Consider the following 17,860-nt stretch of genomic DNA (forward strand, 5'->3'; position numbering starts at 1 on the left):
ACGTAAACCCGTGGGCGTTGATAGCATTCTCCGACTAACTGGAGGTGATAGCATAAACTACCGGGAAGTGTACCAACTAGCGGCAAGCGCCCATTTTTACGGACTACTACTCATCTGTAGCAATGACCCGATATTCATGGGAAATACCACCGGGTTAGAGCGCCGTTTCTGTCTGGTTAATTTTGAAAACGCCATCCCGAAAGCTTTACGCAACTCCGAGATGGAAGCCAGTTTCGATCCGGAAATAGCGGCGCTGATTGTGATCGCGCTTTCCTTACCTAGCAGTGAGGTAAAACAGGCAATTCAGGGTATCGGCGACGCCGAGATTGCCGATTTTAAGGCTGCTGAATGGGACATGAAGGTACGAATGGACAGCCTCGCTGCATTCTTCGAGATGGAGCTAATTATCGAGGATGGAGCCTCAATCCGTGCAGGCGACCTGTTTGACAGTTATAAAGATTTTTGTGAGGAAATCAAAAAGCCTGCGATGAGCCTGACAACTTTTTCACCAGGTCTGGAGAAGCTTTGCACTGAACTGCACCTGCCAGTCGTTCGCGATCGGAGTGGCCGTCACGTCACTTTTGCCGGTTTAAGGATGCGGGGCAAAAATGACAATCATCCAACTTACTCCCAGCAGTTAGCTGCCACTTGCAGGACTCCTGACAGCACCTGCAGCACTTCTGCAGGACTTAGTGCAGGACTTCCCCCCATACGGGATATAGGTTTGCAGGACTTGCAGGACTTATCCCCAAACATTTTGGGGAATTGTGAAAACACCGAAAAAACAGAAAGCGAACCAGAAAATCAAAATCAGGAAAACCAGGAAAAAGTAGAAGTAAAGAAAGTTGCCCCCTCAAGTCCTGCAAGTCCTGCAAGTCCTATACAGAATGAGGGTTTAAGTCCTGCACTAAGTCCTGCAGAAGTGCTGCAGAAGCCTGTACCAAGTCCTGCAAGTCCTAAAGCTGATATGTGCAAACCACTGCCAACAGACAGCGGGCTAAAAGGATGGCTGATGAATACCGCAAAGCGAAAGCAAGCGGCGATACCGAAAGAATGGAAAAGATAAGGAAATTTATTGAGAGTACCGATGGACTTCCCTTGAGGGGATTCTTCAAGCGAGCTCTTAATGGGACATCCCCCACGTCTCAGTCCGAACCGAAGCCTTCCCACATTTTTGAGAAAGGCGATCGGGTAGTGGTTAAGGATGTTGGCGGACTATATCACGGGGCGAGAGGGGTTATCGTCGATACTCATTCATACTCCTATCGCACGGGTCTACTGGTGAAATTTGATAAACCAGTCTCGTTCTGCGAGCAATTTGAGTTCATCGCCGGGGATTTGATGTATCTCCCCGAAAAGTAGTAGTCCCTGGTGTCGGCTCCCTACAGCCTGACTTTTTACGGTTTTTCACTTGTGTCACGTGAGTAAATACTTGACAGAACTAAAGCATCCGTGCCAAGCTATTAACAGTAAATCACGTGACACAAGTGAAATGACTAGAAATATTAATGACGCTAGCCTGGCTAACCTCAAACACTATGAGGGCAAATGGAAACACGGGCAAACTCGCACCATCCGAGTGCCGATCGCCTTAGCAGATCGGGTGCTGACTATAGCTCGACAGCTAGATAACAAAAAATCATTTGACACAAGTGATTTACCTGATGCTGCTACCTTGCTCAACAGCTTGAAAGCCAAGCGCAAGAAGTCTAAGTGCGACCAAGCGGACGTAGAAGCAATTTTGGATATGTTGGGTAGCCTGTTACCTTAACTGATGACGATCGCCCGGCACGGAAAGTAAAAAGCTAGGCTCACACTATGCAGATGATGTGAGTGAAGGTTTTTGGGTTCAGACCGATGAGTGATCGGGTTAAGCAAGAGAATCCTTTGGCACGGCAGAGGACGGGATAGCATTCTAAAGTTTAGCCGCCAACTGTAGGCGGCTACTTCTAAAAATGAAGGCTAGCGCAAACACGGTGTGGTGTAGGTAGAAGATTGATAGAAGAGTCCGCTTGTAAGCGGGTATCAAGTAAGAGACACTGGGACAGGTGAACAGGCAGTAGCAAAGGTAAAAATGCCCCAAAAATGGCTGTTTTGCTAGAGTGTTGATAGAAATTACACAATTAAAGGCTGAAAGTATTGGAAACAGTAAGGTTGCACAAATCTGCTGGGTTTTATGCTAATTTATCAATCAAAGTGATACGACTTCCCAAAAAAGAATGCAAAAGCAAGCTCTAAACCGATACAGCGTCAGTCATTTCCAATCTAAAATCTAAAATCTAAAATCTAAAATCTAAAATCTAAAATGGTATGATTTACTGCATCAATCCTCAATGCGAACAACGCGAAAATCCTGCTGCTGCTCAAAATTGTCAGGCTTGCCGCACGGATTTGTTAATTGCCGATCGCTATCGTATCCTTAAACCAGTGCGATCGCCCAATCCCGCACGCCCCACAGACATCTTTGAAGTCGAAGATTTGGGAACCGGGGAAAACGAATGGGGCACTGTCAAAATTTTAAAAGTCTTGAAACACACCCACAATCACGATTTAGTTCGCTTGTTCAAGCAAGAAGCGCGAGTTTTGATTTGGCTGGCCGGAAAGGGATCAGTTCCCCAAGTCGAACCTGACGGTTATTTCCAAATTAAACTCCCCCATAACTTCCAGAAATTGTCTTGTTTGGTGATGGAAAAAATTAGCGGAGAAAACTTGGCAGAATTCTTAACTAAAAAACAGTACGTTTCTCAAAAGCTCGCTCTTGATTGGCTGCAACAAATGACTAATATTTTGCAGGAAATCCACAAATATCATGTAGTGCATCGGGATATTAAGCCATCCAACCTGATGGTTGAAGCCAATGGAAAATTGAGATTAATTGACTTCGGCGCTGCCTCAGAAGCAGATATAGATACCGCACCCATAGGTTCTGCTGGATACGCCGCACCGGAACAAATTCTAGGTAAAGCAGGCGTGCGATCGGACTTTTTTGCCCTAGGGCGTACTTTTGTACATTTATTAACAAGCATAGAGCCGATCGACTTTCCCGTTAATGGAAAAACTGGTAAAATTAATTGGAGGAACCAGGCTGTAGATATTGAGCCGTTACTTCTAGACTCGATCGACGAATTGATAGAACCGCTACCAGAAAACCGGCCTGAAAATACCCAACTTATTTTAGAAAAATTAAAAATTCACGACGCAGACCCCCTGAAAGAGGGGGACGCAACATCGCTTCAATAAATCTCTTCCAACCTGCGAAAATCCCGCTCAACTTCCGCCCACAAAGCCCGATTGTGAGGGTCAGTTTTCACAGCCTTTTTCAAATAAATTCTCGCCTTATCAACCTGCTTTTCTCCGATCAAATGCCGTCCCCAGCGCTGATAGGCGATCGCCTGCCACTGACGCACCTCCAAATCTTCGGGAACCCGCTGGGCCAAACCCTCAATCAAGGCGATCGCCCGTGGGAACCTCTGATATTTCAGCAACTGCTGCAATTCAACATAAGCATCTTGCTTTAACTTTTGTTCCGCAGCCGACAAATCCGCATGAGATTGATCGGGCGGGTCTTTTCGAGTCACTTTCACTGCCTGCGGTTGAGCTTTCACCTCCTGATCCGGCGGTGTCCAACTAGGCGGCACAGTTGAATTGGCAACTTTCGACTCCGCAACATGGTGAGGGGCAACCTCCACCAGGAACTTATAAGCCTCAGTAATAGCAATAAACTTATTCTTAGCCTGTTCGTTTCCCGGATTCACATCGGGGTGATACTGTCTGGCTAACTGCCGATAAGAGGCTTTAACTTGCGATAAACTCGCACCAGACCTCAATCCTAACTGTCGGTAATAATCTGCAATATCCATTTAGCATGAATGAGCGTTGATAATTCCATTAAATATGGCAGAATCCTTAAATGTAAAGATTCTGCCAAAATTTACTGCGAACTAGGTTTTAGTGCGAGGGTTGCCCGCACTACGGTCGCGAAAAAACAACTTACGGACGCTCTTCGATCACTCTGTCAATCAAGCCGTATTCCTTGGCTTCCTCAGCGGACATGAAATAGTCGCGATCCATGTCCTTCTCGATTTTCTCGATCGGCTTGCCAGTATTTTTAGCGTAGATATTATTGAGTTCGTGGCGCAGCCGCAGAATCTCTTTCGCCTCAATCTGAATATCCGTTGCTTGTCCCCGCGTGCCCCCAGAAGGCTGGTGAATCATGATTCGCGAATGAGGCAAAGCTAACCGTTTGCCTTTCGCACCGGCAGCTAACAGGAAAGAACCCATCGAAGCAGCCAAGCCCACACAAATCGTCACCACGTCCGATTTAATGTGCTGCATGGTATCAAAAATAGCCATGCCTGCCGACACCATTCCGCCTGGGGAATTGATGTACAAAATAATATCCTTACCTGAATCTTCCGAATCAAGATAGAGCATCACAGCGATGATTTGATTGGCAATTTCATCGTCAACGTCCCTGCCCAAGAAAATAATCCGTTCCCGGTAGAGGCGATCGTAGATATTAATCCACTGAGTATCATAACCACCCGGCATTTTGTAGGGAACTTTTGGCACACCTATAGGCATAATTCGGAACTCCGTTTAGTTGGTAATTGGCGATCGGGCAATTGGGCATCGGGCAATTGGGCATCGGGCAATTGGGCATCGGGCATTGGTAATTAGGAATCGGTAATTGGGAATCGGTAATTGGGAGTTGTTAGCCATAAAAAGACTATTGAATAACTAATCAGGGTAAAAACTACTAGCCATTAACCCTTAATTCTTACTCATGCCACATTCCCCATTCCCCATTCCCCATTACCCATTACCCATTCCCCATTCCCCATTCCCCATTCCCCATTCCCAGTTAGATGACTCCTGCAGGCAGCGGTTTCGGCAATTCTTCCGAACTTTCAAGAACGCGATCGATCAAACCGTATTCTTTAGCTTCCTGGGGCGTCATGTACAGCAACCGATCCATATCTTTAGTAATCTTTTCGATCGGTTGGCCAGTACAGCTTGCAAAAATCTCAAGCATCGTCGCTTTATTTGCCAGCACTTCCTTAGCCCGAATTTGAATGTCGCTTGCTTGACCCCGCGTGTAAGCCTTGGGTTGGTGCAACACAATCGAAGCGTGCGGCAAACTCGCCCGAAAGCCTTTTGTACCAGCCGCTAACAGCATCGCAGACATCCCCATTGCCGAACCGAGGCAAATAGTGTGCACAGGCGGCTTAATGTACCTGATCGTATCGCAGATAGCGAAGGCTTCTGTTTCAAAGCCGACGGGTTCGCCACTGTAACCAGAAGTGCCGGTCGAGTTGATGTAGATTTTGATCGGCTTATCCGGGTCTTCGTACTGCAAGAACAACAGTTCAGCGATAATCAGTTCTGTTACCGCAGGCACCAGAGGCATCCCCAGATAAACGATCCGCTCCTTCAGCAACAGGGATGGCAAATCGGGAGGTGGCGTCCGAGAGTTCCCTTCCCCGTAGTATGGCGATTGCACAGCTTTAATTGGTGTGTTCATATAACCGAAATGTTGCCTGAACTGATGGAGCTATTCTTAAAGAAATACTAACGCAATCTTTAGGTATCCCGCATGAAAGTTAGTTTGCTCCCGGTTTTAAACGACCCTAACCTTGACGCTGCCGCGCCCTCGACCCAGCGCCAGCTAGCGATTTCAGTATCTGCGATGGCAAGCTCGATCGACTCCAGCGTACCCTTAAACCTGTGCCTGATTCTCGACCACAGCGGTTCGATGGGTGGACGCCCCTTGGAAACCGTCAAACAAGCCGCCGGACGGTTGCTAGACAGGTTGAAGCCCGGGGATCGCTTTTGCGCGGTGGCTTTCGATCATAAAGCCAAAGTCCTCGTCCCCAATCAAATTGTGGGAGACGCCAGTAGCATTAAACGGCAAATTGAGCAATTGCGATCGGCCGGTGGCACAGCAATTGATGAGGGCATTAAGTTAGGTATTGAAGAGTTGGGCAAAGGCAAAAAAGAAGCTATATCTCAGGCATTTCTGCTGACTGACGGCGAAAATGAACACGGCGACGACAGCCGCTGTTTGAAGTTGGCTAAATTGGCTGCTGACTACAACATGACTTTAAATTCTCTGGGATTTGGCGATAACTGGAACCAGGATATTTTGGAAAAGATTGCTGACGCTGGCGGCGGTGCTCTGGCTCACATTCAGCGTCCCGAAGATGCGGTTGACGAGTTTAGCAAACTATTTACTCGTATCCAAGGTGTAGGTTTGACTAATGCTTATTTGCTATTTTCACTGATGCCAAAAGTACGGTTAGCCGAACTCAAACCGATCGCCCAAGTTGCCCCTGATACGATCGAATTACCGGTACAGCAAGAGGGCGATCGTTTTATGGTGCGCCTGGGAGATTTAATGAAGGATATAGAGCGAGTAGTTTTGGCTAATATTTATATTGGACAGTTGCCCGAAGGTACACAGGCGATCGGGCAATTGCAAATTCGCTACGACGATCCGACTGTCGGTCAAAGTTTGCTTTCCGATCCCGTTGCAGTTTCTGCTAATGTCTTAAAAGTTTATCAGCCGGCACTTAACCCAATGGTGCAGCAGCACATTTTAGCTTTGGCTAAATACCGCCAAACTCAACTCGCAGAAACTAGATTGCAACAGGGCGATCGAGCCGGTGCGGCAACGATGCTGCAAACGGCTGCTAAAACTGCTCTGCAAATGGGCGATAAAAGTGCCGCAACTGTGCTCCAAACCTCTGCTACTCGTTTGCAGTCTGGCGAACAATTGAGTGAAGCCGATCGCAAGAAAACTCGGATTGCTTCTAAAACTATTTTGAAGTAATCGCGCGATTTGAAATTTTCAATAATTTTAAATTGGGCGATCGGACAATTTGGCGATGCGAAATCGCCCCTACAAAAACGAAACCCGCCTAGGCGCGGGTTTCAATATTCTGAGTCTCGCCTGCAAAAAGCCAAAGTCAGTGTATGCCGATTGTTTCAAGCTGTGGATCATGTAGAAGCTCGATCGTTTAGAATGTTTGTATCACCTATCAAGAGTGCTTGTATGAACCAGACAATATCTGATAAAGTACGCTGGACTACCGCCGATTTAGAACTATTGCCCGATAACGGCGATCGTTACGAAATTATTGATGGAGAGTTATTTGTGACTAGAGCACCGCATTGGGGTCATCAACAAGCTATAGGCAACCTCTACCAAGAACTTAATACTTGGTCGCGAGAGACTAATTTAGGACGAGCAGGAATAAATCCAGGTATCATTTTCACGGATGCTGATAACGTTATTCCTGATGTAGTTTGGGCCAGCAATGAACGCTTGGCTATCTTGCTAGACGAAGCAGGCCATTTAACCGCCGCACCTGAGTTAGTTGTTGAAGTATTGTCCCTCGGTGCAGACAATGAAAGACGGGATAGAGATTTGAAACTCAGACTCTATTCGGTACGAGGAGTACAGGAATACTGGATTGTGAATTGGCGGTTGCAGCAAATAGAAGTTTATCGCAGGGAACAAGCAAGTTTAAGGCTCATTGCTACGCTGTTGAGCGCTGATGAATTGACCTCGCCTTTGTTACCTGGTTTTAGTTGCTCTGTCGCTCGAATTTTTGCTTAGATTTATGAAACACTTTTACCGGGCGATCGGCATTTTAGGATTTGTTACCGTTTTGGGTTGCATATCCCCTGCCATTCCAGCAGAGTCAGCGCCAATACTCATCGTTCAAAATCCTGCTGAAGACTTATTTAATAGCGCTTTAGCCAAATCAGAGGCTGGAGACATTCAAGGGGCGATCGCCGATTACACCGAAGCCATCCGCCTCAACCCCAACTACGCCAAAGCCTACAACAAACGCGGCATCATCCACGGCCGCAATCTCAAAGATTATCCAGCAGCTAAAGCAGATTTCGATCGCGCCATTGAAATTAACCCTAACTACGGCGACGCCTACTACAACCGCGCCAGAGTCCGCGAGTTCTTAGAAGACAAACCGGGGGCGATCGCCGATTATCAAAAAGCAGCCGAAATCTATCAAAAAGATGGCAATACCAACGATTATCAAGATGCTATCAAGCATATTCAAATGCTGCAAGAATAGAGTGCTTTTGAAAACATAGTATAATACCTGCGATCTGCGTTCATCCGCATTGATCTGCGGTTAAACATTCCAAATCCACCATTCAAAAAATGCCCGAAACTTCCACTGTCACCGTCACCGTACCCGCCACAACCGCCAACCTAGGTCCCGGATTCGACTGCATCGGCGCCGCTTTAAGCCTCTACAACCGCTTCCAATTCTCCCGACTAGAACCCTCAGCAACCGAGAAACTAAAAATTACTGTTACGGGTGAAGAAGCAGCCAAAGTCAAGACAGACGACAGCAATCTCGCTTATCAAGCTTTTCTCAAGTTATACGATCGCCTCAACCAATCGCCGCCGCCTGTAGCCATACATATAGATATGCAAGTGCCGCTGGCTAGAGGTTTAGGGAGTTCCGCCACAGCTATTGTCGGTGGGTTAGTCGGTACAAATGAGTTAGCCGGTGCGCCTTTGAGTCAAGTGGAAGTGATGCAATTGGCGATCGAACTTGAAGGACATCCCGACAACGTTGTCCCCGCTTTACTGGGAGGATGTCGCCTCGCTGCTAGCAATACACCAAGCGGTTCCTGGGAAATTTGCGATATTCCCTGGCATCCGAATATTGTGCCGGTGGTAGCCATTCCCGATTTTGAACTGTCTACAGCCGAAGCCCGCAAAGTTTTGCCAGCAGATTACAGTAAGGCTGACGCGATTTTTAATGCGGCACACCTGGGTTTGCTGGTGCGGGCTTTGGAAACTGGCAATGAAAACTGGCTGCGCTGCGCCCTCCAAGACAAAATTCACCAACCTTATCGGCAATCTCTGATTAAGGGATATGAAGCAGTGCAACAAGCTGCCCTGAATGCAGGGGCCTATGAAATGGTAATTAGCGGTGCCGGGCCAACGCTTTTAGCTTTAACGGATGTGGCTAATGCTGAGGCGGTTGAGAAAGCGATGGCGGCTGCTTGGGGCGAATTTGGGGTAAAGGCTGAGGTAAGGGCGATCGGCCTCGATACTAAAGGCGCACAAGTCTCCCTTTAGTTATTCCACTCCTAGACACACAACATCTACATAACCGTGTTTTGTAGGGGCAATCTCCCGTGGTGGCCCCTCTCGATGGAATTATTCATATTTCTATTCTCTTCCTCTCTCCTTCAAATCTCTTGAATATCAACTCAAGTCTCTTTTCGATTACTTCTGCCATTCCCTCTACAAAATTTTACCTTAAAAAATTGCAGTCATTGTAGGGGCGGATTCACAAGAATTTCCCGCTAAAACCAACAAATTTAAAAACCCGCCCCACCAACTGTAAATACTGTTAATTAAGTGTGACGCAGCGGAATTTCTATCTGAATTTTAGTGCCTTTACCCGGTTCGGAAAAACACTTGAACTCTCCTTTGTGCTGCTCTACAATTATCCGATAGCTGAGAGCAAGTCCCGATGATATGGGTGGTTCTGCAGGTTTTGCTCCCAAAAATGGCTCAGAAATTTGGGCTGTGATATCTTTGCTATGTGCGATGTCGTTATCAGCAATCTCAATCGAAATTCGCTGAGCATCGACCACCTGAGTGGTAATCAAAATCACAGGCTTAAATTTGATGGATTCCAACTCTTCCAACTCTTGAGCCGACTCTTCCAAAACATCGATCGCGTGATTGATGATATTCAGAAAAGCTTGATTGAGCAGACCTGCATAACACTCAATTTGTGGCAAATTGCCGAATTCTTTCATCACCTTGATGTCTCGCCTTCCCTCGCGCGCTGGCAAGCGGTGCTGTAACAACAACAGAGTATTTTCTAAACCGTCGGAAACATCGAATAACTGCCAGCCCGATCGATCGCTGCGGGAAAAATCCTGTAGCGACAAAATTATTTGGCGGATGCGATCGCTCCCGGTACGCATGGAACTCACAATTTTTAATAAATCGTCGAGTACGAATTCCACATCCATATCTTGTTGTTTTTGCAGAATTTCCGCTCCGGGATTGACTAGCTCTTGTTGATACAATCGCAGTAGTTCAATTAAATCGGTCGTGTAGCTTTGGACGTGAGTGAGATTGCTGTAAATAAAAGTAATTGGGTTATTAATTTCGTGGGCTATCCCAGACACCAATTCGCCCAAACTAGACATTTTTTCACTTTGCAGAATTCGCTCGCGCGACAGTTGCAATTCTTGCTGTGTTAACTCCAACCGCGCCCTCAACTCGTGCGATCGCTTAGACGCCCGCACCCGCGCCAATAATTCCTGCTTAACTATCGGTTTAAACAGAAAATCGTCAAAGGGCACATCCAATTCTTGAATTTCGTCAAATTGCTCCGGTGTTGTCAGCAGAATAAAATAGGCTGCCGCCAATTCTCGTGAAGCGAAGCTATCCCGTAGGGAATCGGCTTTCACCAGCCGGCACACCTCCAAAAAGTTGATTTGAGGCGAAGTCCCGTCGCAAATTATCGCATCGGGGGACAATTCCCTCGCCAATTCTAAACTCTCCTTATCGTCGGGAACGACTCTCACCTGATGTCCCTCTTGGCTGAGTAACTCTTGGACAACTTGAAAAGTCACAGTATCCGCGATGATCGCCAGAATCTTTGCCATACTTCTACCAACTCCACAAATTACTTTTTAGGATACAACCGCTAGAATTGCGCTGACAGATTTAAAATTCCAAAATAGTTCAATTACATCAAAAAACAGCCCATGCCCGCTCCCTCAAAACCCAAAATAGCCCATACCATTTTAGATTTTATGTTTTAAAGTAAAAAATTGGGAATAACTTACCGTATAATAATAGTTGGGAGCTTGCCTACAGTTGCATATCTTTTGGGGACTGGTATCACGAGAAGGTATAATTTTAGACGGGCAATGCAAAAATGCAAATTTTCTCCTTCGTAATTAATGTTACATCAGAGCTTTCTGCCGAAAGACTGCTGAGGGCGATCGCAGATACTTTCTCAAATTGCGCCAGGAAACAATAAAAAACTTTAAAATCAATTAATAGTATCGTTAAATTCACCTTCTCGGTCAGCGCCTGAGAATGCCAATTACCAAAACCACCTCAACTTTGATTCAAGCCGAAACACTAGAACTATTAGAATGGCCGCGCCTGTGTCAGCACTTGGCTACCTTCGCGGCCACCAAACTCGGCGTCGCCGCCGCCCTCGACCTCGCAATCCCGGCAACTCAAGCTCAAACAGCCGAACTCCTAGCCCAAACTCAGGAAACTTATCAGTTAGAGAGCCGCGCTGGCGGTGCTTTGAGTTTTGAAGGAATCCAAGACATCGGCACTTCCCTGCAGCGAGCCGAACTCCAAGGTTTGCTCAGCGGCGAAGAATTGCTGGCAATTGCTACTACCCTCGCCGGAGCAAGGCAATTGCGCCGGATAATTGACTCTCAGGCAGATGTGCCGACGCTCAAAGAACTGGCTGCCCAATTGCGGACTTATCCCGAACTAGAGCAAGAAATCCATCGCTGTATAGACGATCGCGCTCAAGTAGCAGACAGAGCCACTCCTAAATTAGCAGGAATTAGAGTTCAAATGCGACAGTTGCGCGATCGCATTTATCAAATATTGCAGGGGATTTTGCAGCGCCAATCCAACGCCGTACAAGAACAGCTAATTACCCAAAGAAGTGGACGCTTTGTCATTCCCGTCAAAGCTCCCCAAAAAGATGCCATACCGGGCATCGTTCACGACTCCTCGGCCAGCGGGGCGACACTCTACGTAGAACCCCACAGCACTGTCAATCTTAACAACCAAATGCGGCAGTTTCTCAGGCAAGAACAAGCCGAAGAAGAAGCAGTACGCCGCGCCCTCACCGAGCAAGTCGCAGCAGTAAAACCCGATTTAGATAGATTGGTGGTTGTAGTTACAACTTTAGATTTAGCGGCCGCTAAAGCGCGTTATAGTTTTTGGTTGCAAGCAAACCCTCCGAAATTTATCGAATTGGGAGAGCCAGAATTAGCACCAAAAACTCCTGAGAAAGAAGATGAGGAAAAAGAAGAAAAAGAAGATGAGGAAAACTCAGAAAACAGTCAATTATTAATTCGCAACCTGCGATCGCAAATTACCCTGCGCCAGTTGCGCCATCCTTTATTAGTTTGGCAGCAACAGCACGAGCAAGGCTTTCCAGTCGTGCCGGTCGATTTAACGATCGGGCCGCACATCCGCGTCGTCGCCATTACTGGCCCCAACACTGGCGGCAAAACAGTCACCCTCAAAACCTTGGGCTTGGCAGCTTTAATGGCGAAAGCAGGAATGTTTGTTGCCGCCCGCGAACCCGTAGAATTGCCTTGGTTCGACAATATTTTGGCTGATATTGGTGACGAACAATCTTTGCAGCAAAGTTTGTCTACTTTCTCCGGCCATATCCGCCGCATCAGCCGCATTTTAGAAGTTTTAGGCAATAAATCGCAGGCTGAAGGGGAAGAAAATTCAAACATTCCAATTACTAATACTTCGGCTACTTCGGATTCTCTCAGTACAAGTACGCTCAGTACAAGTTCCCCAGGCCCCATACTTGGGCTACGCACTTCAACGGAGCTCAGTACAAGCTCAGCACAAGTGCCCCATGCCCCATGCCCCATCCCCCATGCCCCATCCCCAATTCCCAAATCTTTAGTTTTGTTAGACGAAGTAGGAGCGGGTACAGACCCCTCAGAAGGCAGTGCATTGGCGATCGCCCTGTTGAAATACCTCGCCCAACATTCCCTATTAACAGTTGCAACTACCCACTTTGGCGAACTCAAAGCCCTCAAATATCAAGACTCCCGTTTTGAAAATGCCTCAGTAGAATTTGACGACAATTCCATGCAGCCAACCTATCGCTTGCTGTGGGGAATTCCCGGACGTTCCAACGCCCTCACCATTGCCAAAAGACTCGGTTTGCTAGCATCCATAGTCGATGAAGCTCAAACCTATGTCGGGGGAGCATCTCAAGATGTCAATCAAGTGATTGCTGGACTCGAAGCACAGCGCCGGAAACAGGAAACCAAGGCCAGAGAAGCAACTCAACTGCTACACCAAACCGAAAAACTGCACAGAGAAGTGTCTCAAAAAGCAGCCGCTTTGCAAGAGCGGGAGCGAGAACTAAAAATAGCTCAGGAAGTGGCAGTAAATGAGGCGATAGGGTCGGCAAAATCAGAAATTGCTCAAATCATTCGTCGCTTGCAGTCGGGCAACCAGACGGCTCAAAATGCCCAACAAGCGACAGAAACCTTAAATCAAATTTCTGAAAAACACCTGCCCTCTCGCCAACAACCGGCTAAACCCAAACCGAGTTTTATGCCGAAAGTGGGCGATCGCATCCGCATTCCCAGCTTGGGCCAAACCGCCGAAGTCCTCAGCGGCCCCGACGCTAACGAAGAGTTGAGCGTCCGGTTTGGGATTATGAAAATGACTGTCAAACTGGGAGAAATTGAATCCCTCGACGGTCAAAAACCGGAAACTAAAGCTCAATTAGCCAAGGTAGCAGCCCAAGCCCAAGCAATCGCTACGGCTAAAGCTAAGCAAGCAGCGGCGGAACCTGCAAAACCCAATCCCGAAATTGCCATTCGCACTGCTAATAATTCGATCGACCTACGGGGTGCGAGAGTCTCAGACGCGGAAATCGAAATAGACAGAGCTCTTTCCAAAGCCGTGGAATACGGAGTGCTGTGGATAATTCACGGCAAAGGTACCGGACAGTTGCGGCGCGGGGTTCACGAGTTCCTCGCGAATCACCCGCAGGTTTCCCGCTTTGATCTCGCCAGTCAAAAAGAAGGAGGCGCAGGTGTGACGATCGCTTATTTACATTGATTTGTGGCATCCCGTGGCGTAGCATGGTTAGGGGTGAAAATCTATGGGTTTTGCTGATTGCGATCGATCGAACTTGAAACGGCAACTTTTAACCCGCAACTCCGTCCAGCAGTTAGGATTGCCGGAATCAAAGCAACGAGCTATGGAGACAAATTAACAGATATGCTGTTGCCCACAGGCCGCAAAGCTTTAATCACCGCATACTGTTTGATATCCTGCCTCAACCTGTCTTAATTTCCCGTGCTGAAGCCATGCGCTCGACCGTAAAGTCATCCGCTCCTACAAACGAAACGGGCCAATCTCCCAACTGGGCAGAATTGACCCAAAAAGCACCAGAACCTACCCAGTTGGACAACATTAAAGCCCAACTGGATTTAGTGCTGTTAGCCCTAGAAGCACTGGCAGAAATTGGCTCAGAGGCGATGCTCAAGGTAGCAGCCGAACTGAATTTAGAGCCAATGGTAGCCGATCGGGTAGCTTTGTGGCGGCTGCGCCAATCTAACCCGCTGCGGAAAGGCCACGGAGGGCGCAAAAAACTCGATGTGGAGGAAGCTCGATCGCTCGTTTTGATAAGCTGTGATTTGGCAAAACAGCACCAAGCTTTAATCCGCCGCGCTGTTGCTTTGCTCGAACAAATGGCAGAGCAAAACCGCGAACCTCACACAATCGCTTTGCTGGGAGATTATATTGACAGGTTCAGCAACACTTATGGCTCGCGCATGGAAGATGCAGAAAATTTATCGGCCCGAGAGTTGACTGATTTGGCCCTCAAACTCCTGATCGATTTGCTGTTTTACAGCAGTCCCGGCGGCCACCGCCGCCTCTGGCTGGCTCTTCTAGACCGTGCTAAAAATTAAACAACGGTCAACAGTCAACAGTCAACAGTCAACAGCCAACAGTCAACAGCCAACAGTCAACAGTCAACGGTCAACAGTCAACACTCAGCAGTCAACACTCAGCAGTCAACAGTCAACAGTCAACAGTCAACAGCCAACAGACTTTCTGCTATGGTTCTCAAACGGTACACGCCCCCCACTTGCACGCTGGAAATCACAGCCAAAAGTTCGCCTCTATCTCGCTGGGCGGGCCAACCGGTGTTTAAATCTTTAAGTTTTGAGCTGCGACTCGACGACCCCAGGCTGCCAGATACCCAACACGTTACTCTCAGGGGCGATCGAATTCAACTCGAAACCCTCCACGAAGCTGTTAGCAACTACGTCCAAAACTTGCTCAGCGAATCCCGCGATTGGGAAAACAACCTCAACTCTCAAACCAACCTTACCGCAGCAGGCCCAGACTCCCCAGAAGTCGCGCATAATGCCGTTATATTCGATCGATCCGTCAACACTTCCGAACTAGCAACTTCCAACCCCTACTCTCTCCCAACTTCCTACCTTCCGGTTCCCCCCCGCTTAGAGCCCCGCGGCTTACTCGCCCACAACTTGTTTTTAGGCTCTTTGAGCGCCGCAGAATCCGGGCCAGTAGTTCCCTTGAGCACCCTGCAACTGTTTGACTTGGCCACAGCATTAGATGACTGCGCCGCCGAAGTGATGGCGCTTCCCAACCTCAACCGCGATCCCCAACGGTCGCTGTCCTCACCCTGGCTCAAGGTCGCAGCAATAATGGTCGCCAGCGCGGGCCTGACGACAGGAATTATCAAAATGCTCGATCGGGCCGCCACATCCCCGCAAACCGCCACAGCCCCCGCCACAGACCGCGCCAATCCACAACTGAGTACCGCTCCCGGAAACCCCCAGTTAGCTGCCGGCCTCTCCCCCAGTCCAGTTCCCGCCCTACCGACACCCCCAGCACCAACACCCGCAGCCACACCTGGTTTACCGCCCCTGCCGCCCCCGCCCATCAACACCGCTGCCTCCCCCAGCCCCAGCTTGCCTCCCATCGCCCTCGCCCCAACTCCCCCCACCAACAGACCCAGCCCCATCCAGCAGCCACCCCTGCTATTTCCCCCCAACGGCAGCGCAGCCAGCGCCCCACAGAGCGCCCCAGCTTTGCCTCAAGGGCAAACAATCACTATTCCCGCCCCCGAAGAACCGCCCATTTTCGCCCCCCAAGCACCTGCACCAGTACCCTACGTGCTGCCCCCCCTACCACCGAGACTAGCTCCCGCCGTACCGCCCCCCCTGCCGCCCTCCCTGTCTGCTTCCCGATTTCCCGTTCCCCCGCCGCAGCCCTTCCCCAGCCCCATCGAGCCGATTGTCCCCCCAGCCAGTACCGAACTCCCAGCCCTTGAGGACGCTCAACCAAACGCTGAGTCTGAGGATAACAACCAGGCCGCGGCGAGCAAAAAAAACCGCACTTTATTTGATACAATTCCTCAAGTTTCAGAAGCTAGAACTTACTTTGAGGAACGCTGGAAGCCTCCTGAAGGAATGGAACAAACTTTGGAATACAGCGTGCTGATCGATGAAACTGGGTCAGTTCAAAGTATTGTGCCGATGGGAAAAGCAGCAGCAGATTATATCGAGCAAACTAATATGCCATTAGCGGGCGAGCCGTTTGTTTCTGCCGTTTCTAATGGAAAAAACCCTAAAATTCGAGTGGTTTTACGACCGAACGGTCGAGTACAAACCTTTTTAGAAGAGAGTGATTAAATGCTCTTAAACACATTATCCAGATGCGAAATCCCGGTTAATTGCTAATCTTAAACAAGTTCAAAAAAAATCAATTTTTAACGGCGGTCGCAGCACCCAGCGTATTGACATTTGCTCATGTTTGTGCTGCCAATATCTCTTTACCCGTGTGGGCAGACTCACCATTGACAAAAGTTGCTGACACTCGTCAACCCGTGCTCATTGCACACCCTACAAACTTCCAGTAGTCATAAATATGTAGTGGTGGCTGGTAGTTGCCAACTAAAATCCCAGCTATTTTCAAGTTAAAACCTAAAAAAATAGATGTCATAGCTTTAGAAAAGCTGATTAAACCTATTAATTGTTTTTATTGATTAAACTGCTCACAAATGTTATTCTTTGAAAATAAACAATTTCGTAGGTTGGTGTAAATTAACTGGCTATGGAATATTTTTTGAATTTCTTAAATCGCCGACCTTGTTGTCCCTATTGCCAAGGGCAACAAACCATAAAAAATGGCAGTACCCACAACAAAAAACAAAAATTTAAGTGCAAACAATGTGGCAAGCAGTTTGTTGAGCATTCAACAAAAAAGAAAATTTCTCAAGAAACTAAGAATTTAATAGATAAACTTCTTTTAGACAAAAATTCTCTCGCTGGAATTGCTCGTTCGGTCGGGGTTTTTCCAACTTGGCTGCAAAATTATGTAAATAATAAATACGCCCAAACGCCTGGAAAACTCAACGTTTCAGAGAAAGCTAAAGGAAAATTAATCATTGAATGTGATGAATTAGGGTATTTGGAAAGAAAAAAAGATAATCAACAATGGGTCTGGCTGGCTATAGACAGAAAAACCAGAGAGATTGTTGGAGTTTATATTGGAGATCGCAGCCGGATATCGGCACAAAAGCTTTGGGAATCTTTGCGGCCTGTTTATCGACAATGTGCGGTTTGCTATACGGATTTTTGGGTATATTATGAAAAAGTTATTGCCTCAAAACGTCACAAACCCATTGGCAAAGAAAGTGGTAAAACCAGTCATATTGAAAGGTTTAATAATACTTTACGCCAACGAGTTTCAAGACTTGTAAGGCGAACTCTTTCTTTATCAAAAAACTTAGAAAATCATCTTGGAGCCATTTGGTATTTCATTCATCACTATAATGAATGTAGAGCCGGGTAATATCCCCGATCACTACATATTTATGACTACCCCATTTTTTATGGTTTGTTGCCCTTGGCAATAGGGACAACAAGGTCGGCGATTTAAGAAATTCAAAAAATATTCCATAGCCAGTTAATTTACATCAACCTACGAAATTGTTTATTTTCAAAAAATAACATTTGTGAGCAGTTTAATCAATAAAAACAATTAATAGGTTTAATCAGCTTT

The 17,860-nt window shown here is 47.4% G+C and carries 15 protein-coding genes and 1 pseudogene; 12 read left to right on the forward strand and 4 right to left on the reverse strand.

All coding sequences use genetic code 11. The features are described 5' to 3' along the window. The 4 genes and pseudogenes from QUB44_RS14965 to QUB44_RS14980 all read left to right on the forward strand — a co-directional run. Positions 1–1,066, forward strand: a pseudogene (locus tag QUB44_RS14965) (hypothetical protein); the annotation flags it as partial. Beyond that, positions 1,054–1,362, forward strand: a complete 309-nt coding sequence (locus QUB44_RS14970) for a hypothetical protein (RefSeq protein WP_333368738.1) — start codon at positions 1,054–1,056, stop codon at positions 1,360–1,362. The pseudogene QUB44_RS14965 and the gene QUB44_RS14970, both read left to right, overlap by 13 nt. A 130-nt stretch (positions 1,363–1,492) precedes the next feature. Continuing rightward, positions 1,493–1,771, forward strand: coding sequence for a hypothetical protein (locus QUB44_RS14975; RefSeq protein WP_333368741.1), 279 nt, complete (start codon positions 1,493–1,495; stop codon positions 1,769–1,771). 539 nt (positions 1,772–2,310) lie between these two features. Then, on the forward strand, positions 2,311–3,240 hold the full coding sequence (locus tag QUB44_RS14980) for a serine/threonine-protein kinase (RefSeq protein WP_333368745.1): 930 nt from the start codon (positions 2,311–2,313) through the stop codon (positions 3,238–3,240). On the opposite strand, the gene QUB44_RS14985 is transcribed toward QUB44_RS14980, so the two are convergent. The 3 genes from QUB44_RS14985 to QUB44_RS14995 form a co-directional block, all read right to left on the reverse strand. Continuing rightward, positions 3,234–3,860: a J domain-containing protein gene (locus tag QUB44_RS14985; protein ID WP_333368748.1), complete on the reverse strand. Its 627-nt coding sequence runs from the start codon at positions 3,858–3,860 to the stop codon at positions 3,234–3,236. The genes QUB44_RS14980 and QUB44_RS14985 overlap by 7 nt on opposite strands. Positions 3,861–3,990: 130 nt before the next feature. Next, on the reverse strand, positions 3,991–4,584 hold the full coding sequence (locus tag QUB44_RS14990) for an ATP-dependent Clp protease proteolytic subunit (protein ID WP_190741966.1): 594 nt from the start codon (positions 4,582–4,584) through the stop codon (positions 3,991–3,993). A gap of 280 nt (positions 4,585–4,864) precedes the next feature. Next, positions 4,865–5,524 (reverse strand): ATP-dependent Clp protease proteolytic subunit, encoded by a 660-nt coding sequence (locus QUB44_RS14995; RefSeq protein WP_333038231.1) that lies wholly within the window; start codon positions 5,522–5,524, stop codon positions 4,865–4,867. 72 nt (positions 5,525–5,596) lie between these two features. Here QUB44_RS14995 and QUB44_RS15000 point away from each other — a divergent pair, with 72 nt between their 5' ends. From QUB44_RS15000 to thrB, 4 genes are all read left to right on the forward strand, one after another. Further along, on the forward strand, positions 5,597–6,832 hold the full coding sequence (locus QUB44_RS15000) for a VWA domain-containing protein (RefSeq protein WP_333368751.1): 1,236 nt from the start codon (positions 5,597–5,599) through the stop codon (positions 6,830–6,832). Positions 6,833–7,054: 222 nt separating this feature from the next. Further along, positions 7,055–7,621 (forward strand): Uma2 family endonuclease, encoded by a 567-nt coding sequence (locus QUB44_RS15005; protein WP_333255622.1) that lies wholly within the window; start codon positions 7,055–7,057, stop codon positions 7,619–7,621. A 4-nt stretch (positions 7,622–7,625) separates the two neighbouring features. Beyond that, positions 7,626–8,102, forward strand: a complete 477-nt coding sequence (locus QUB44_RS15010) for a tetratricopeptide repeat protein (RefSeq protein ID WP_333368754.1) — start codon at positions 7,626–7,628, stop codon at positions 8,100–8,102. Between the two features lie 89 nt (positions 8,103–8,191). Continuing rightward, positions 8,192–9,124, forward strand: coding sequence for a homoserine kinase (gene thrB / locus QUB44_RS15015; protein ID WP_333368757.1), 933 nt, complete (start codon positions 8,192–8,194; stop codon positions 9,122–9,124). A gap of 281 nt (positions 9,125–9,405) precedes the next feature. On the opposite strand, the gene QUB44_RS15020 is transcribed toward thrB, so the two are convergent. Beyond that, entirely contained in the window at positions 9,406–10,677 is a 1,272-nt protein-coding gene (locus tag QUB44_RS15020; RefSeq protein WP_333368761.1) for an ATP-binding protein, read from the reverse strand. Between the two features lie 466 nt (positions 10,678–11,143). Here QUB44_RS15020 and QUB44_RS15025 point away from each other — a divergent pair, with 466 nt between their 5' ends. From QUB44_RS15025 to QUB44_RS15040, 4 genes are all read left to right on the forward strand, one after another. Beyond that, positions 11,144–13,876 (forward strand): endonuclease MutS2, encoded by a 2,733-nt coding sequence (locus QUB44_RS15025; protein WP_333368891.1) that lies wholly within the window; start codon positions 11,144–11,146, stop codon positions 13,874–13,876. Between the two features lie 251 nt (positions 13,877–14,127). After that, positions 14,128–14,733, forward strand: a complete 606-nt coding sequence (locus QUB44_RS15030) for a DUF3038 domain-containing protein (protein ID WP_333368764.1) — start codon at positions 14,128–14,130, stop codon at positions 14,731–14,733. Positions 14,734–14,883: 150 nt separating this feature from the next. Further along, complete coding sequence (locus QUB44_RS15035; protein WP_333368767.1) at positions 14,884–16,488, forward strand: DUF4335 domain-containing protein; 1,605 nt, start codon at positions 14,884–14,886, stop codon at positions 16,486–16,488. A 421-nt stretch (positions 16,489–16,909) separates the two neighbouring features. Beyond that, a complete protein-coding gene (locus tag QUB44_RS15040; RefSeq protein ID WP_333368770.1) occupies positions 16,910–17,650 on the forward strand; it encodes an IS1 family transposase in 741 nt (246 codons plus the stop codon). Positions 17,651–17,860: the final 210 nt, after the last annotated feature.

Origin of the sequence: Microcoleus sp. AT3-D2 (assembly GCF_036705715.1) — a bacterium.
Classification (GTDB): Bacteria; Cyanobacteriota; Cyanobacteriia; order Cyanobacteriales; family Microcoleaceae; genus Microcoleus.

What these genes read in the sequence shown, in the direction of transcription:
- QUB44_RS14990 (WP_190741966.1), bottom strand. Translation starts at nt 4,584, where the DNA reads ATGCCTATAGGTGTGCCAAAAGTTCCCTACAAAATGCCGGGTGGTTAT.
- QUB44_RS15030 (WP_333368764.1), top strand. Translation starts at nt 14,128, where the DNA reads ATGCGCTCGACCGTAAAGTCATCCGCTCCTACAAACGAAACGGGCCAA.
- QUB44_RS15000 (WP_333368751.1), top strand. Translation starts at nt 5,597, where the DNA reads ATGAAAGTTAGTTTGCTCCCGGTTTTAAACGACCCTAACCTTGACGCT.
- QUB44_RS15035 (WP_333368767.1), top strand. Translation starts at nt 14,884, where the DNA reads ATGGTTCTCAAACGGTACACGCCCCCCACTTGCACGCTGGAAATCACA.
- QUB44_RS15005 (WP_333255622.1), top strand. Translation starts at nt 7,055, where the DNA reads ATGAACCAGACAATATCTGATAAAGTACGCTGGACTACCGCCGATTTA.
- QUB44_RS15010 (WP_333368754.1), top strand. Translation starts at nt 7,626, where the DNA reads ATGAAACACTTTTACCGGGCGATCGGCATTTTAGGATTTGTTACCGTT.
- QUB44_RS14980 (WP_333368745.1), top strand. Translation starts at nt 2,311, where the DNA reads ATGATTTACTGCATCAATCCTCAATGCGAACAACGCGAAAATCCTGCT.
- QUB44_RS14975 (WP_333368741.1), top strand. Translation starts at nt 1,493, where the DNA reads ATGACTAGAAATATTAATGACGCTAGCCTGGCTAACCTCAAACACTAT.
- QUB44_RS15020 (WP_333368761.1), bottom strand. Translation starts at nt 10,677, where the DNA reads ATGGCAAAGATTCTGGCGATCATCGCGGATACTGTGACTTTTCAAGTT.
- QUB44_RS14985 (WP_333368748.1), bottom strand. Translation starts at nt 3,860, where the DNA reads ATGGATATTGCAGATTATTACCGACAGTTAGGATTGAGGTCTGGTGCG.
- QUB44_RS14995 (WP_333038231.1), bottom strand. Translation starts at nt 5,524, where the DNA reads ATGAACACACCAATTAAAGCTGTGCAATCGCCATACTACGGGGAAGGG.
- QUB44_RS14970 (WP_333368738.1), top strand. Translation starts at nt 1,054, where the DNA reads ATGGAAAAGATAAGGAAATTTATTGAGAGTACCGATGGACTTCCCTTG.
- thrB (WP_333368757.1), top strand. Translation starts at nt 8,192, where the DNA reads ATGCCCGAAACTTCCACTGTCACCGTCACCGTACCCGCCACAACCGCC.
- QUB44_RS15040 (WP_333368770.1), top strand. Translation starts at nt 16,910, where the DNA reads ATGGAATATTTTTTGAATTTCTTAAATCGCCGACCTTGTTGTCCCTAT.